Below are 15,902 nucleotides of genomic sequence, written 5' to 3' on the forward strand. Positions count from 1 at the left end.
GATTCGCTATTTTATACAACGACAGGCAAACAAAAGATACCTCATCACGTCTTTTCTGCCTGTTCCCCTGTTGAATCTGGCTTCGCGGGAATGCGCAATCCTTCACCTTCGATGATTCGCACTTTGGCTTTGTCCTTCAAACCGTTTTGTCCCACCACGACTATCTGGTCGCCTTTTTTTACGCCCGCGAGTACTTCGACAAATTCGGTGTCGTCAAAGCCCATTTCAAATCGCACTTTATTGACTGTGCTGTCCGACACGACGAATACGTGCGGTAGTCCATCGTCGTACACCACAGCCCGCTTGGGTACGAGTACAGCCTGGGGGTGGGTCGCTGTGACGATGTGTGCATTGACAAACATACCGGGCCGCAGCAACCGATTCTTTGATTTCAGTTCCAGGGTTACCTTAAAGGTGCCCGATCCGGGATCCACGACTGGGCTGATACGCAATATTTTTCCGTCAAATTTTGTACCGGGTAAGAAATCTGTTGTTATGAGTGCGGGTTGTCCAACTGCTAAATTGTGCATGCCCTGTCCCGGCACATGTACATAAGCGATCAAGCGACTCAAGTTGACCATTTCGTAGAGCTTGGTGCTGGCACCGATGCGGTCGCCCAGCTTGACCGAGCGCCTTGAAATGACCCCGCTTACCGGCGCGCGCACGCGCGCGTAATCGAGAGATAATCGGGCGCGTTCCCACCGAATTTTGTTCTGTTCAACATTGATTTTGAGGTCTTCGTATTCTTCTTTTGCCAAAAGTTGTCGATTAAATAACTCTTCTTTTCGTTTGAGCTGGCTTTCCAACTTCTGATACATCAATTTCGCCTCGGCTTCGTTGAGCTTTAATTCGTCGTCAACCAGTTCGATCAGCACCTGGCCCTCGCGCACACGCTCCCCTTCTTCGACCAGTACGCGTCGCACCAATCCGGAGCCTCGCGCGTAAATGTCGATGGTTTCTTCGGCTTCTACTGCGGAGCTGTAGAGCACATGCTGGGAGATTTCGCCCGTTCCTACGACAGATACTTTTACGGGTACCCCTTCGGCGACTCTCGGTTTCTGATTTTTGCGGTTGGGATTTGGTTGCTTTTTGGCCTTTGGATTCGGTTGTTTGGTGCGCTGCTTCCTTGCGGCAACTTTGGCAGAATCAGCTTTGGCAGAATCGGCCTTGGTCGAACTGGTCTTTGCCGTGCTATCAGCAGATGCCTTGTCGGCAGTGGCTTCCTCACTGCACCCCGAAAACGCCCAGAGAAGAATTAGAATTCCGAGTATAACCGATATACGTTGCAACATCATTTATCCTCACGGGTTGGAATATGCCTGAATTCTACAAGACCTTTGACGCACCAGTGGGAAGACTGGTTTCGGAAAACATTATTAAATATACTGAACGGGTGTGTAGTTTTCAAGAAAGAAATAAAATAAGGTGCTCGCATAACGACCACCTTATTTATGATACGCGATTGTGGATGCAGTTTTCATATTTCCAGGGATCGCCAGATGCTGTCGGCGATGTCGCGGTATATCTTTGCCAGAGGCGAGTCGGGATCAGAGGCTACGATTGGTTCTCCCGTGTCACTTCCCATTTGTACCTGTAGATGCAGGGGGATTGCGCCCAAAAATGGCACGCTATAGGCTTTTGCTGTGCGCTCGCCACCTCCCTGACCAAAGATCGGCGTTTCTGTGCCGCACTTGCTGCATATATACGTGCTCATGTTTTCAATTACACCGAGTACGGGTACTTCAACGGTGTGAAACATTTCGACGCCGCGCCGCACATCTTCCAGGGCGACCAGAGGAGGTGTCGTCACGATGACCGCGCCGTCCAATGGGGTCGATTGGGTCAGGGTCAGTTGCACATCGCCGGTGCCCGGAGGCAAGTCGATGACCAGACAATCGAGCGGTGCCCAGGCCACATCGCGCACGAATTGGGTGACCATTTTGGCTAACATTGGTCCGCGCCAGATGATGGGTACGCCATCGCCGGCGATCAATCCCAGAGATACCATTTTTACACCGTACAGCTCAAGGGGTTCAATTTTTTGCTCCGGTGTCATTTGCGGCTGCGCTTTGCTACCCATCATGATGGGTACATTGGGACCGTAAATATCCGCATCCATCAATCCCACCGCGTGTCCCGACTGTGCCATTGCCACAGCCAGATTTGACGCGGTCGTGGTTTTGCCCACGCCGCCTTTGCCACTGGCGATTGCGACGATGTGTCTGACACCCGGGATGGGGGGGCGCTCTGGGATTGGTGGTGCGCTCACATTATACTCCTATTTTTATTTTTTTGCCTGCTACTGTATATGCAAGCCGTCATCGCGGCATGGTTTTGAGCCGCGATCCAGATTTTTTTTAGATATGGGCAACTATGCCGCTCTGTCTTCTATGACCAGGCTGCGCCCAACGGTTCGGAGTGCTTTCATGATCTGACTGATATGGGAGAAACAGTCCGGATCGAGCAATTTGCGGATGGCGGAATCGCTCAGGTTTAGACGAACGGCGAGCGCGTCCCCAGTGATTCCCTGCTCGCGCATGGCCGTATAGAGAGCCAACTTGGCGGCGGCAATAGGCGGGAGTGCGACGAGTTCTTGATCGTCGGCAACAGGGCTTGGCGTTGGGATTTTCCGTTGCTGTTGGACGTACACAGCGAGCATGGCAACGAGAGCATCTTCGGCTAAGAAAAGAGATTCTTCCCTGGTTTGCGCCCCTGTTATGGCTCCCGGTACGTCGGGGAAGGTCACGACGAATCCCTCACCTTCTTCGTGATCGGGAATCAGATTGCATGGATAGGCATATTGCATGAATCAGAACTCCTTCCAGTCATGGTTGCCAAAACGCCTTTCGAATCGGGGTGGGGCGCGAATCGGTCGTGTATAGCGCGTGCTAAATTGATGGGAGGCGTGTGCTCCATAAGCGCAGCACGTAAAATTATCCGCGCTTCCTCTTCCATTGAGTGGCCATGCTCAGCCGCCTGGATGCGCAGACGCTGCTTAATGTCGTCGCTAAGATTACGTATTGTCATGCTGGCCATCTTCTTTACCTCCAATTTGAAGTCACACATCGCGTATAAAGTGTACCATTAAGACGCCAAATCATCAAGGAAAATTCTGAATAAACAGATTTTGGTGTGCTACTCGCGTTCTGGCTCGAACACCAGTTCCGGCACCACAACCTCCCAGGCATCGCATTTCGCGTGGTCGCGGTATTGCGATTCCGATGCTTCGCGACTCCAATCCACGACAGCGAAGACTGTGGCAGACTTGCACCGCATGCCCGATGGGGGTTCAAACGCCTGGGCAAGACGCCCCACCACCATTCCCGACTGGTTCAGCAATTCCCAGGAGCCAGTTTTGGCAATCCGCGTCTCTATTGGATCACCGGGCGACAGAGAGGCTATCGCACGATGCACCGGATGGTTGGTGTAGTAACGCCCTGCGAATCCCAGATTGACCTCGCGCAGACTGGGTCGTCGATATTGACGTGCGAGTTCCAGGATTTCCGGCTGCGAGTCACCGGATGTGCGGTGCAGAACCGAGCCATTGTTCGGAAAGGTATATGGCAACGAGTGCAAGCGTCCGTACACTGGAGGTTCAGATTCCATTACGAAATCCGGTCGTGTACCTCCTGCCGGGCGCGATCCTTGAAAACGCACGAGCGCGAGAGTCTGCCGGGCGCGCGTCATAGCCACGTAGTAGAGCCTGCGCGATGCATCCGGGTCTTCGCTTCTGTCGATTTTGTTCCAGCCTCCATCGAGTACCGCTATGTGATCAAATTCCAATCCCTTGGCGCGGTGTGCGGTCAATAGCAAGAGCCCGCGCTGGCGGCGGCGTATATCTCGCCCCCATTCGGCCAGCCACTCGATGAAGTGGTCCACCGGTACTTCTGCGCCGCCAGTTTCCAGGGTGTGCTCGTCCAGGGCTTGCCGCAGTAGCTCAATCCAGGGTCCTGAGGGGTGTGCATCTACCCAATTGTTCAGATCCGCGCTATCTACCAGACGGGTATCTCGTCCACGTAGCCATTCAACAAATTCCCGAGTTTCCCGCAGGTGCCAGAAGCTCGGAATTTCTTCGTTTCCCATCTGCACCGGGATATGGTGGGTTTCGCAGAATGCACGTACCGGATCCAGATATTTCCACTCGCGTGCGATCACTGCACATGTGGACCAATCCCAATTCGGAGAGAGTGCTGCGAGACGCTGCAACTCTGCCATAGCGACCTGCGCTTGCGAGATCGGATCGCGCCAGGTAGATAGAATCTGGACTCGACCGCGAGAGATCGGATCCAGCGCATCCCAGTCGCCACCGGGCGGATTCTTCGCACGCGCCCGGTCAATGCGGATGGGATGTCCGGTCTTCATCCGTTGGCGCGCCGGGTTGATCAGCGCGTTGGCCGTTGCGATGATGTGGTCAGTGGATCGGTAGTTGTCGATCAGGTAGGTGGGCTTTGGCCCGTAATCCGCTTCGAAACGACGGATGAACTCCACTGAAGCACCGTTGAAGGCATAGATGTTCTGGTCGTCGTCGCCTACTGCGAAGAGGGTGAGCTTGCGGTCTTCATCTTTCAGGGTTCGTCCGGCCAGGGCAGATATCAACTCGTATTGATCCGCGCCAATGTCCTGGTATTCATCTACCAGAATCCAGCGGAAACCCGCGAGGAGCCGTTCCCGCTGATCATCCGCTTCCTCCGGCTCTAGCCCCTCGCCGCGCAGCAGTGCCGTTGCCTGGCGCAAAACTTCGCGAAATGCATCGTCGTCGAGTAGCCGGCGTTCTCGCTCTTGAAAGCTGACACCTACCAGTCGCATGGCCAGCGCGTGACAAGTGAGCACAGTTACTCCGCGGGCGTCGTCGCCGATCAAATCTATGAGGCGTCGCCGGATCTCGACTGCCGCGTGTCGATTATAGGCCAGCGCCAGAATACCGCGGGGATTTTCGCGCCTTGCGCGTATGAGGTAGGCGATGCGGTGAACCAGCACTCGCGTCTTACCCGAGCCGGGACCGGCGAGCACCAGCACGTTCGTCTGCTCCCGATCATCCGCAACGATGCGCTGCTGAATGGGATTTTTCAGACTTTCGACGATGGCTCTCCACGATTCGGGCGTGGTCTCCCTTGCTATTTCCTTATCCCGATCTGGTAGCCAGCGGCGAAGGAAATCCTCCTGCTTCAAACTGAAGTAGTCAATAGCCAGACGCAGAGCGTCGGCCATGTTGTCGAGGCCCCGCTGCGCGAATTCCACCATTACATGGATCTGTAACACCTGCCCTTTGTAGTGGAAATCGAGTGGTGCAAAGTCGGCGGTGGCAAAGCCGCGCCTTTCCTCCTCCAGCCGGATGGTCATGGCCGGACGAAATACCGCAAGGCCCTTGTTGAGACGAATGATTTCCTGCTCGTGCAGCCACAGGAGCGCGCGATCCAGCAACTTCTCAGGATTCCTGCTTTCTATAAACAGGTCGGACGTGATCGCTTCCAATAGTTTGCCAAGGGTGGTCTCCGCCAGTAGATCCAGGCCTCGACTCCCGGGTGGCAGACAGGCGAGTAAGTGATCTAGCAGGCGCTTTGCCCCTTCGCGCCGACGCGACGCGAGTTCCTCCAAATCCGACCATTCGCGTCGCAACATTACCTGCACTGTCTCTGCGTCTCGTCGTCGTACCCCGAGGCTGCCAGCGTCGCCCTCTTCGCCGCGTCCGTCGTTGGCGATACTGCGGAGAATGCGCCATAGTCGTTCCGGCAGGGGATCGGTCACTCCCTCATCCCTCAGAGTTTGCGCGGCGACGCGCAAATGCAGGATTGAGGTGTCTCCCTTGCCCATATCCGGTGCGACTTCGCGCATCTGCGAGATCAGGGCGGTCTCCAACTCCGCCGCCTCATCAAAGCGCTTGAGCGAGTTGCGCACCACTCCCGCATGGACAAAGGCGGTCAGCACTGTATCGTTGCTGGCGATGCCCAGCCGCTCCAGATTGTATAGGGCACTGCGTACGCCTTCGGCACTCAGGCCGGATACGCCCATCAGTTCGTCAGTGGAGATGCCTTCATCGGGGTCGGCATCGATTAGCGTTTCGGCGATTCTGAGTAGTCGTCTCCGGTGGTTGTCGGTCATGGACGCCTTCGCCAACCGGTTGCGTGCTTCCTCTACCGAATCCACCCGGAGAGATGAAGGAAATACCTGCACCCGGTTCTCATCTCTGGTCAATAGTATCGCCTCCTCAAGCCAGGATATGGCGGTTCGCACGCGGGTATCGTCGGTGGTTGAGTCTCGTTCGAATACCTTTTCGTCGTCCTCGCTGAGGATTTCGCCTGCTGTGGCCACGACCTCGCCGTCCAGACGTTTTTTTCGATCCAGGTTGCGCAGCGCTCTCAGGACGCCGTGAATCTCCCGCCGGGTGAGCCGCGAACGCGCCGACAAGCCGAACTGTCTCTCCACATCGTCCGTCGTATAGAGAAGTACGCAGCGCGCCATCTGCCGATCTCGTCCGGCGCGGCCTGCCTCCTGCAGGTAGTTCTCCAGCGACCCGGGAATATCGGCGTGGATTACCAGACGCACATCCGGTTTGTCGATGCCCATGCCAAAGGCATTGGTAGCCGCGATCACGCGTAGCTCGCCGCTGATGAAGCACTGCTGCACATTCTTCTTGGTCTCGGGCTGTAGCCCCGCGTGAAAGTAGTCTGCCGCGATCTCTTTGTCCTGCAGGAATTCCGCTACCTCTTCGGTCTGTCGGCGTGTAGCACAATAGACGATGGCTCCTCCGGGCAGGTCCGGTGGCAAGTCAGTCATTAGAATCTGGTGGATGTGCGAGAACTTCTCTCCCCCGGTTGTTGGCACCACTATGAACTCCAGATTGGTGCGATGAGAACCGCCATCGAAAACCTTCAGTCTTATACCGAGTTCGTCCTGAAAATATTGCTTGATGTCCGCTACCACATCGGGCTTGGCGGTTGCGGTCAGGCATAGCACTGGTGGGATCGGATCCTGTCCCGCCTTTTTGCGGATGACGCGTCCTATGTAGCGATAATCGGGCCGAAAGGTGTGTCCCCACTTTGAGAGGCAGTGGGCTTCGTCCAGCACCCAGGCACCGATTTCGCGTTGATCCAGTACCCTGTGCAGAGATTGATTGCGGAGTTGCTCCGGTGAGATGATGAGGATGCCTGCGTCCCCGAGTCGAACCCGGTCCAACGCATCGGCTCGCTCGGGCATGGACAGCAACCCATTGATAGCCACACAGGAGCCGATTCCGTGTGCCTCCAGCCCCGCCACCTGATCCGCCATGAGCGCGACCAAAGGCGAAATTACCACCGTGAGAGCACCGGTCTTGTCATAGCGGGATAAAGCTGGGATCTGGTAGCAGAGCGATTTGCCGGTGCCGGTAGGCAGAATGCCTAGAGCGTGCTCCTCAGCCATTGCTGTCTCGACGATGGTCTGCTGCATGGGCTGGCCGTCTTGATCCACCGGTTCTGGACGAAAATCGTCAAATCCAAACCAGCGTTTAAGCTCTTTGCGTGGATTGTGTCTCTCCCCACACCAGTCGCAGTCCGACTCGCCACAGGGCATATCGCGTAGTTGGCGAACCAGCTTACTGGCTTCTGGAAACTGATGTCGTACCCACGGAGGCATCACAGAATTACCGCCGGAAACTGATAGCCAGGCCAGCGCGTAAGCCAGTGGCCAGCCGCTTTGAGCGACATTCTCGAGAATGTCCTGACCGCGATTCTGGCAGGCGATGCCCGCAAGTCGCTCGCGGATCGCCGCGTTGGCTGCTGCTTCGGTTGACAGGGGCGAGTACCTTATGGCAGCGAATACGGCGTCGAACCCCGCGCTGTCAGGTCCTGTTCCGGTCAACCAATGCCACGCAGCGAGTAAGCTAAAAGGTGCATCGCGCAAGGCGGTTTGTTGACTGTCGAAGACTTCCAGCGCGAGGCAGGCGTCGAGTTCCGGGTCGTTTAATCGCCCGCGTTTGAGCTGTCCATCCTGATAGTGTTTGACGAGGTGGTGATAGGGATTACGGGGAAAGGCGAGGGGGTTGAGCCACAATGTATCTACCGGCGGTAGCTCCAATATCCGTAGATCGGACTTCGCGGCTTTCAGATGTGGTAGATCGAAAGTGATCAGGTTGTGGCCGAGCAGGAAGTCCACGCCATCAGCGAAGTCGTCGAGTTTCGCCAACGCCATTGCCAGGTCGCCGCCGTGGAAGACCAACGGTTGATCAACGTCCGTACGCACTGCGGCAAATGCGCGAATGCGGTGATCTTGCTTGCCGACTTCAAGGTCCAGAGAGAGAAAGTGGGGAGATTGACTTGGGACCATAGCGATGTTCACATTATTGAAAGACCAATAAGTGGCTCAAAAATGCGACTTCATTTCTGCGTTGCCATGACGCATTCTGCCAGCTTGGGAATACCTTCTCGGATTTGTGCGAGGGATGCGTAGCCAAATGCGAGGCGCAGGTAGGGCACGTCGTCGTGGTGTACGTGAAATGCTTTGCCGGTGGCGTAGTCGATTCCGCGGGATTCGGCTATTTGTTCGCATTCGATCACATCGGTGGCATCGGGCAATTTGACCCAGATAAATAATCCGCCTTTGGGACGGCTGAACCATTCAAAAGCGTCGGGAGATTGTCCCAGCATTTCAAACATCAAGTCGCGCTTTTCTTTTACGATTGCGTTGATGTTATTGACATGGGTCCACAGGTGCTCGCGAAAGTATTCGTACACAATGGCTGCGGCGAGCGAACTCGTGCCGCCGTCTCGACGAATTTGCAAAATTTTGCCCAGGAGGGGTTGTTTGGTGAAAAAGCACCCCAGGCGCACACCTGGCCCCAGAATTTTGGAGAGGGATTCAATATGTACTACGGGCACTTCCGCTGGGAGGGTATAGAGGGAAGGTACGTAATAATCGTCTTCATACACCGTGTCGGCATAGCAGTGGTCTTCGACGACGGGGATCTCGTACTGTGCGGCAATTTGCAACAGTTCTTTTCGCCGTTCGAGGGGCATGATCGCACCCGTGGGATTTTGGAATGTTGCGAGTACATAAATGAATTTGGGCAGTTTCCCGTTACCGGCTCGTTTTTTTAATTCGTCGGATAGTGCGTCCATCCGCATGCCGTGTTCATCCACGGGAATGCTCACCAATTCTGCGCCTTCTTTGTTATATGCGCCAATTGTACCGGAGTAACAAAATTCCTCCATGACGACGCCATCGCCAGGCTGATCGATAAACATCTGCGCCATCAGGGTCACGGGCTGCATTGAGCCATTGGTCAATGCGATTTCTTCAACGGGAGGGGCGATCCCTTCGCGTCGCAACAGGCGATCAGCCAGGACCTGTCGCATCGGTTGATATCCCAATGTGCCGGGATAAAGTGCCAGTTCATTGCCCATTTCGGGCAAGATACGCATGGCGGCTTCGGCCAATTCCCGCTTGGGAAATGATGCCGGATCGGGACGTCCGCTGCCAAAAGGATATCGCTCCATGTGATTTATCTCCAGTTAAAAAGGTGAGACGTAAGACGTGAGGGTAGGTGGCGGTTTGAAACCGCCACCTACATTTAATAGCCTTTTTCTCGCGCCTTCATGCGCGGATCGTACATGGCCAGCAATCCGTCTTCCACAATCTCAATCATCCGAACACGGGCGGCTGCCGCGCCCTTTTTGTTTATTTTGTATCCGACTGAACTCAGATAATCTGGCGCGGCTTCGCCGAACTCTTCTTCTATGCTTACCCATTCATTGCCCTCTGAATGTACTCGAGGGGCTGCGATGGACCATTCGGGATCTTCGTCGAGTACGAGCCTTCGCGCCAAAACCTGAAAGACAGACGATGGGATCCGCGTTCCGCCAGACGCGCCCACAGTCAGGACGGGTTCACCATCTTGCAACACAATGGTTGGTGCCATGTTCATGATGGGTGCTCTGCCGGGGGCAATTGAGTTTTTTAAGCCCGAGCCGGGGTCAAACCGCGACATGCCCGCATTCATCAACAAGCCCATGCGGGGAATTGTTACAAGAGAGCCATAGCCCGGTCCGTGCGTGAGGGTCAGGGCGACCATGTTGCTTTGCGCGTCTATTGTGCAAATATGCGTCGTGCCGCCCGTATAAAATGGCCGCAACAGCGATTGTCCGCGTTTTCCTTCGGCAATATATGTGGCAATTTCTTTGGCATTTGCACCGAGATTGATATCCGACATCAGCATGTCTGTATCTACATGTATTTGCTTTGGATCGCCAAAATGCCGGTATCGGTCCATCCAGGCTGCGCGAATGATTTCGACCATGCCATGGGCCAACCGGGCGGAATCTCGTGCGTAGAGGTCTAATTCGGCTTCGTCGGCAATGGCACACATTTGCGCCAGGCTCAATCCAGCACTGCAAAGGGGCGAGCTGTACATATCGTATTCCATGCAAGCCGTTTGTACTGGTTCAACGACTTGAGCTTCGTAATTTGCCAGATCATCTCGCGATAAGATCCCACCGTTATCCCGAATGTGTTTGACAATACGCTCTGCGATGCGTCCCTCATAAAATTCGCGTACGCCTTTGTCTGCAACTTGACTGAGCATTCTGCCCAAATAGGGGTTTTGTGCACGGTCGCCGCTTTTGGGCACTTCGCCGCTGATCATCAATAAGCGGGTTGTTTCTGGGAACTCGCGAATGCGCGCTTCGCTTTGGGCAACGCCTGTAGCGTAGTTTGCCGATACCCGAAATCCGCGTTCACATGCGCGAATAGCAGGTGCGAGTACTTCAGATAGTGGCATTTTGCCAAATTTTTCCAGGGCCAGAGCAAGACCTGCCAGTACGCCGGGTACGGAGATGGCTTTATAACCGGTTGAATTGGCATAACCGCTGACAGCAGAACCAAATCGCCCGTCGGAGCGCGTTACGCGAAACATCCGGTCATGGGCCTCTTTGGGTGCGACTGTGTTAAAGTCAATGCAGACGACTTCGCCGCCAATATAGGCGGTCATCGCGCCGCCATAACCGCCAATGCCGCACGATTTAGGTGCCAAAACACAGGCGAGGAATGCCGCTGTAACAGCGGCATCGACTGCGTTCCCACCCTTTCTCAATATGCTTACAGCCGCAGAATCAGATTCGGGTTGTCCAACTACTGCGCCGTATTCAAACGTTGCTGCCACAGGTAAAAACCCCCTTTTGTGTTTGTCAAAGTTGTCCCGCTGGTCAGGTTCGCAGCGAATTGTAATCGATAACCACTTTAATGGCCCCATCGAGGCGATCGGTGAACAGCTCATATCCGTGCTGAATCTCTTCAAAGGGCAATACATGAGTTACCAGAGGTGCCATGTCAACACGTCCTTGTGCGATCAGGTCGCGGGCAAGAGAAAAATTGGGCACCACATTGGGACCAACTGTGGAGATCAGGTTGAGATTTAATCTGAAAAATTCGGGATATGCAAATGGGTAATACGCATCGTCGGGTACGCCAAAGCACAGCAGTGTGCCCATGTGGCGCACGAGTTTCATGCACGAGTTGAGTGTTTTTGTCTGATGGCCGACTGCTTCGACTACCAGATCCGCCATTTTGCCGTTTGTGATCTCGCGGATGGCTTCCACAGGGTCGTCTTTATCGACGTTGACCGTATGGGTTGCGTGCATTTTTTTTGCGGTGTGTAAGCGGTAATCCAATTTGTCGAGTCCAATTACGGTTCGCGCGCCCAAATTTGCCAGCATGCGCGTGAACATCAATCCCATAGGACCTTGTCCGACTATTGCCACGTCACTGTCGACGATGTTGCCGAGTTTTTGGCACGCCCATACGACTGTGCCCAGGGGCTGTGTCATCAGAATTTGTTCGTCGGGTACAGCCCCTTTGGGCAGTGGAATGGTTCGGCTGTCGGGAGCGCAAATATATTCGCACAGTCCCTTTTGTGCGTCGGGTAGTGCAAGGACAAAATCGCCGGTTTGAAATTGGTCAGATGTCGATTCAACGACTGTGCCCAGGCATTCGTGAATCGAGAGGCCAACGCGCAGGGGATACGGGTCTCCGTTGACGTAATCGACAAATGGTGCGCGTTTTGCTTTGCGCGGATTGAGTCGCGCTCTTTCTGCCAGTTCGTTGTGGTCGTAATCCCATAATGGCACGTCTGAACCGCAAAGACACGCCCGTTCGAGTTGGATTTTTACTTGCCCAGCACCCATGAGTTGTGGTTCGTCTGTTTCGACGACCACAATGCGTCTGGGTGCGACGATTTGTGCTGCTTTCACTTACATCTCCCGGTTTAAATTTCCCCACTGTTTTTTAGAACGCGTAATATAGCTTGTCACAATCGAAAAGTCAATCTGCCATTGGACATATGTTTATAAAAAATAACCCCTTTCCCATTAAGTATAGAAAAGGGGAATGTTTTGCGTCACAGTGTTGACCTTAACGCGCCAACTTTTTCGGTCGTGTCTCAAATTGAAAATCCATAAGATTGATCGGTTGTTCTCTCTTGGAGAGGTACAAAATTTCAAGACCCACGACCTGTTCAGATGCATCGTAGTCGATGATGACACCAGGCGCAACCTCCTCCGACTCCTCAACAGGAATATTTACCAGTTGAAGGTGAAGAGCGTCAGCTTCTTCATCTATTTTTAATTTCATAATTTCCTCCGCATCGTGCGATCAAAATAGCAGGTGATGATTTTTAACGGAAATGTATCTTTTTTTACAATCACACGCAATACTCGATCATCATATTCCCGAATTCGCCCTAATCGGTGTTCTAATTCTGGATCATGTTTGTCGGGGTCCACGCGCTCGGGATGGTCGAGTACGCTTTCAATCCACTCTGTACGAATATTGGGACGCTTACGCAAACTATCACGCGCATGTTCTGTCAACTCATACGCCATATCAATAATTTGTAATCTATTTACTTTTTGATTGCTCGGCAAAGATATTGATGACCTGCGCGAGTGTTCGGCTCCTGTCTCGCGTTTCGGGTGCTTCGTCTGCCAGTGGTGTTTCACTGACGAGGCGATACATGTCTGCTGCGCCTTCGTATATTTTGGGCGTGAGTCCCAAATCGCCAAAGGTTTTGGCGATTTCCTCCATTTCACCTATCCACCGCTTTGCTTTGGTCGGCATTCCCGGCAAGCCCCGCTCCATGCCCGCCAACCGGTCTTGCTGACTCATTTCCCACTCTGCGATCAATCCTTCGTACAGGCCCATGCGCCGCGCGGCGATGAGCAATTCCGTTTGTAGCGCGGTCGTTCCTTTGGTCTGCGCGGCATAGCACATTTTCAAGCCCGACGCCTGTCCGATTTCATCGCCTACTTTTCGCGCGTCCAGCCCGTAGTCGTTCAGTTTTTCAAAGACCGATGTGTCTGGTCCCGAACAGTAAAACCGCGTGCCTCCAGGCTGACGCGGCGGTCCGCCGATAATACCCGCATCGACAAATACACTGCCCGCGTTTTCGATTATTTTGCCAATGCGCACGGTTGTTGCCGGAGCTATTGCATTGCAATCGGTATATACAATTTGTTCATTCGTTTCTTTCAGGGCGTCAGCCACGCGAGCGGCTACCGATTCTGCTGCTGCGGGGACGAGAATGCATATTACGAGTGAAGCTTCGCGCACGAGGTCGGAATATGTGGGTACGTCTTCGATTCCCGCTATTTCTGCGAGCTTGCGCGTGCGCTCACTGCGGCCATTGAGACAGGTTATTACCCGGGCGCCAGAGGCGATTGCCACTTGTCCAACGACGTGTCCCATGTCTCCGGGGCTGAGTAAACCAACTGTGAAGGTTGACATTGCTCTCTCCTTTCGTACTAAAATCGATCTGTCCACCACATATAAGGATTGCCTTTGGGAAACAGGATATCCAGCACAGGTAGCAGTTGTCTGGATATTTTTATTCCATCATTATAAGCAATATCTACTACCTGTCGATACCCCATTACCAGTTGTGTCAACGCCATTTGAGGCATTGACACCTGGGCACGGCCACCAACATCGGTCATGACAATATCCGATTCGGAAATCTCGAAGCCCACGCGCCCAATGTCTGTATCAATGGCAAATTCACCTGTCCAATTCAATTCTGAGTGCGCCCATCGTTTTTGGAATACGGGCAGCAATTTTTTCATTAGACGATTCAGATGGATAATGCGTCCCATTGCGCTTTGATTAAACGGATACGCGATCAAACACGTACATCCCAGGGGTATGCACAGCGAGATAAATGGATCATCGCAAGGCAGATGAAAGAGTACTTCTTCTGCGCCCGCACGTTTTGCTCGTCTTGCGATGGTTTTCCCGATAGAGGCAAGTGCTTCGCGGTCCTTTCCGCAGACTTCTGTTACCACGGTGCGCCCCGCCTGTATGTCGTAAACTGCATATCCGCGCACCCGGTCCCGAGCGTCATACACCACCAGAAATTTTCCCGCACGGCGAACCGTATCTTTGCCCAGGTTTGGCATATACCATCTCGGCTTCCAGTTCTTTTGACGTGCGTCCATGCCTGAGCGTGCGGCATTGTAATTTCTGTACAATCGGCGCATTGCCTCGTGATCAGCCCTGCGCCCTCTCCGCGCTTTCAAAGGGCCGTTCAGCGACAATAATTGCGATGTTTTCAACCACATAGACTGATCGGCAAATACCACGGCATACCCATATCGATGGTAAAAATCGTCAATGCCAAACAAAATGCTCATGTCGCAGTTCTGGCGCTCCATCAGTGCAATCGATTCCCACATGGCCTGACTGGCATATCCTTTCCGGCGATGATTGGAATCCGTCCATACACCGGCAATGCCACCCATTTTTACAACAGCAGAATCGATCTGCATGTGTTTTTTTACCACACCGAGACCACTGACAGCCTGCTCGTCCAACAACAGACTGATCTGCCACCGGCTTTTGCGGTCTTCAATCGCGGTTCTCAATGCAGCCATCTACACTGTCCTTTTGCATCAACCACAGTCGCACGTAATGCCGTCTTTGATCTGGATCTGGATGGTCTTCAAATGCCGTTCGATTGTGCAGGATCCAGTTGTTGTTGGTAAATAGCATTTGTCCAGGCGCGAGATCAAATTCCACGCACATTTCGGGATGCTTTAATATGTCTTCAACGGTTTGTAGTGCGCGCTCTTGTTCTGGCGTGAGTGGCACTCCTGCTTCTCGATGTCCCACCTGGATATAATAATGCAGGTAGCGCATCATTAGTGTTTGTTTGTCCCAGGAAAACACAGGGGTCTTTTTTACAGGTGCTTCGTTCGGGAGATATTGTCCGCGTCGGTCAAAATAGAAAGATGAGTAGAGCGCGTTTAGAACATTGGGCGCTTGTTGGTGTAATATATTGTGTACTGCACAGGCACTGATCAGTTGACTGCGCCCACCCGATCGCGCGGTTTTGATACATAACAGGCCGACTATTTCGGGTACTTGTGTTCCGAATGCGCCATCTGTGTGAAACGAACTTTCTGCGTTGGTTACAGAAAAACGCGCGCCCGATTTTACATCTCGCCCGGTGTCCCGTACGTCGTAGAGTAGCGTGCCTTCGATATTTTGTTCAAAGGGTACGCCCAAACACTGTCCAATCATCCAATATGCGGCTCGCGCTTCGTCTCGTGTGTAATGTTCTACAGGCAGGCGCTCGATGATGGCAAATCCGCGTCCGATTTGCAATGCCTCTGAGACGGGCTGGAGACACGGCGCACAAGCGATGGCGTCGGAGACGCGAAGATCAGATATTGCGTCCGCATGTTTTTGCACTTCGCTGTCGAGCGCAGACAAATAGCTTTCAGACAGGGGGTAATACCAGTCAGAAGACGCATCAATTGTATCAGCAGTCCACGCACGGGCGTCTGTTATTTGTTTGTTTAACATGATGAAATTCTTTTACCTTGCGTTCTACAAGTTTCTCCTGTTATTTTTTATTGATATTCTAAGGGACAAATTGCACT

The 15,902-nt window shown here is 53.5% G+C and carries 13 protein-coding genes; all 13 read right to left on the reverse strand.

Features of this window, described 5'->3' with window-relative positions:
* Positions 1 to 44 precede the first annotated feature (44 nt).
* Positions 45 to 1,295 (reverse strand): efflux RND transporter periplasmic adaptor subunit, encoded by a 1,251-nt coding sequence (locus F4Y39_16845; GenBank protein MYC15390.1) that lies wholly within the window; start codon positions 1,293 to 1,295, stop codon positions 45 to 47.
* A gap of 182 nt (positions 1,296 to 1,477) precedes the next feature.
* Complete coding sequence (locus F4Y39_16850; GenBank protein ID MYC15391.1) at positions 1,478 to 2,269, reverse strand: Mrp/NBP35 family ATP-binding protein; 792 nt, start codon at positions 2,267 to 2,269, stop codon at positions 1,478 to 1,480.
* A gap of 102 nt (positions 2,270 to 2,371) precedes the next feature.
* Positions 2,372 to 2,806: a type II toxin-antitoxin system HicB family antitoxin gene (locus F4Y39_16855; GenBank protein MYC15392.1), complete on the reverse strand. Its 435-nt coding sequence runs from the start codon at positions 2,804 to 2,806 to the stop codon at positions 2,372 to 2,374.
* A complete protein-coding gene (locus F4Y39_16860) occupies positions 2,779 to 3,066 on the reverse strand; it encodes a hypothetical protein (GenBank protein MYC15393.1) in 288 nt (95 codons plus the stop codon). Before F4Y39_16860 ends, F4Y39_16855 begins: the two co-directional genes overlap by 28 nt.
* A gap of 69 nt (positions 3,067 to 3,135) precedes the next feature.
* On the reverse strand, positions 3,136 to 8,301 hold the full coding sequence (locus tag F4Y39_16865) for a RecQ family ATP-dependent DNA helicase (protein MYC15394.1): 5,166 nt from the start codon (positions 8,299 to 8,301) through the stop codon (positions 3,136 to 3,138).
* 50 nt (positions 8,302 to 8,351) lie between these two features.
* Positions 8,352 to 9,470 carry a PLP-dependent aminotransferase family protein gene (locus tag F4Y39_16870; protein MYC15395.1) on the reverse strand — a complete coding sequence of 373 codons (1,119 nt, stop codon included), beginning with the start codon at positions 9,468 to 9,470 and terminating at the stop codon, positions 8,352 to 8,354.
* A 74-nt stretch (positions 9,471 to 9,544) separates the two neighbouring features.
* A complete protein-coding gene (locus F4Y39_16875) occupies positions 9,545 to 11,278 on the reverse strand; it encodes a hypothetical protein (GenBank protein MYC15396.1) in 1,734 nt (577 codons plus the stop codon).
* The gene (locus tag F4Y39_16880; protein ID MYC15397.1) at positions 11,175 to 12,218 is read right to left on the reverse strand and encodes a zinc-binding dehydrogenase; all 1,044 of its coding nucleotides are present in this window, start codon (positions 12,216 to 12,218) and stop codon (positions 11,175 to 11,177) included. Before F4Y39_16880 ends, F4Y39_16875 begins: the two co-directional genes overlap by 104 nt.
* Before the next feature lie 160 nt (positions 12,219 to 12,378).
* Positions 12,379 to 12,597 carry a DUF2283 domain-containing protein gene (locus tag F4Y39_16885; GenBank protein MYC15398.1) on the reverse strand — a complete coding sequence of 73 codons (219 nt, stop codon included), beginning with the start codon at positions 12,595 to 12,597 and terminating at the stop codon, positions 12,379 to 12,381.
* Positions 12,594 to 12,857 carry a DUF4258 domain-containing protein gene (locus F4Y39_16890; protein ID MYC15399.1) on the reverse strand — a complete coding sequence of 88 codons (264 nt, stop codon included), beginning with the start codon at positions 12,855 to 12,857 and terminating at the stop codon, positions 12,594 to 12,596. The genes F4Y39_16885 and F4Y39_16890 overlap by 4 nt, the downstream gene beginning before the upstream one ends.
* Positions 12,858 to 12,864: 7 nt before the next feature.
* The gene (locus tag F4Y39_16895; GenBank protein ID MYC15400.1) at positions 12,865 to 13,749 is read right to left on the reverse strand and encodes an NAD(P)-dependent oxidoreductase; all 885 of its coding nucleotides are present in this window, start codon (positions 13,747 to 13,749) and stop codon (positions 12,865 to 12,867) included.
* A gap of 17 nt (positions 13,750 to 13,766) precedes the next feature.
* A complete protein-coding gene (locus F4Y39_16900) occupies positions 13,767 to 14,891 on the reverse strand; it encodes a GNAT family N-acetyltransferase (GenBank protein ID MYC15401.1) in 1,125 nt (374 codons plus the stop codon).
* Complete coding sequence (locus F4Y39_16905) at positions 14,866 to 15,825, reverse strand: TauD/TfdA family dioxygenase (GenBank protein MYC15402.1); 960 nt, start codon at positions 15,823 to 15,825, stop codon at positions 14,866 to 14,868. Before F4Y39_16905 ends, F4Y39_16900 begins: the two co-directional genes overlap by 26 nt.
* Between the last annotated feature and the right edge of the window lie 77 nt (positions 15,826 to 15,902).

The sequence above is a fragment of the Gemmatimonadota bacterium genome (assembly GCA_009838845.1).
In the GTDB taxonomy this organism is placed as follows: domain Bacteria; phylum Latescibacterota; class UBA2968; order UBA2968; family UBA2968; genus VXRD01.

What these genes read in the sequence shown, in the direction of transcription:
- F4Y39_16860 (MYC15393.1), bottom strand. Translation starts at nt 3,066, where the DNA reads ATGTGTGACTTCAAATTGGAGGTAAAGAAGATGGCCAGCATGACAATA.
- F4Y39_16870 (MYC15395.1), bottom strand. Translation starts at nt 9,470, where the DNA reads ATGGAGCGATATCCTTTTGGCAGCGGACGTCCCGATCCGGCATCATTT.
- F4Y39_16895 (MYC15400.1), bottom strand. Translation starts at nt 13,749, where the DNA reads ATGTCAACCTTCACAGTTGGTTTACTCAGCCCCGGAGACATGGGACAC.
- F4Y39_16845 (MYC15390.1), bottom strand. Translation starts at nt 1,295, where the DNA reads ATGATGTTGCAACGTATATCGGTTATACTCGGAATTCTAATTCTTCTC.
- F4Y39_16900 (MYC15401.1), bottom strand. Translation starts at nt 14,891, where the DNA reads ATGGCTGCATTGAGAACCGCGATTGAAGACCGCAAAAGCCGGTGGCAG.
- F4Y39_16865 (MYC15394.1), bottom strand. Translation starts at nt 8,301, where the DNA reads ATGGTCCCAAGTCAATCTCCCCACTTTCTCTCTCTGGACCTTGAAGTC.
- F4Y39_16875 (MYC15396.1), bottom strand. Translation starts at nt 11,278, where the DNA reads ATGTATTGCCCTTTGAAGAGATTCAGCACGGATATGAGCTGTTCACCG.
- F4Y39_16905 (MYC15402.1), bottom strand. Translation starts at nt 15,825, where the DNA reads ATGTTAAACAAACAAATAACAGACGCCCGTGCGTGGACTGCTGATACA.
- F4Y39_16885 (MYC15398.1), bottom strand. Translation starts at nt 12,597, where the DNA reads ATGAAATTAAAAATAGATGAAGAAGCTGACGCTCTTCACCTTCAACTG.
- F4Y39_16855 (MYC15392.1), bottom strand. Translation starts at nt 2,806, where the DNA reads ATGCAATATGCCTATCCATGCAATCTGATTCCCGATCACGAAGAAGGT.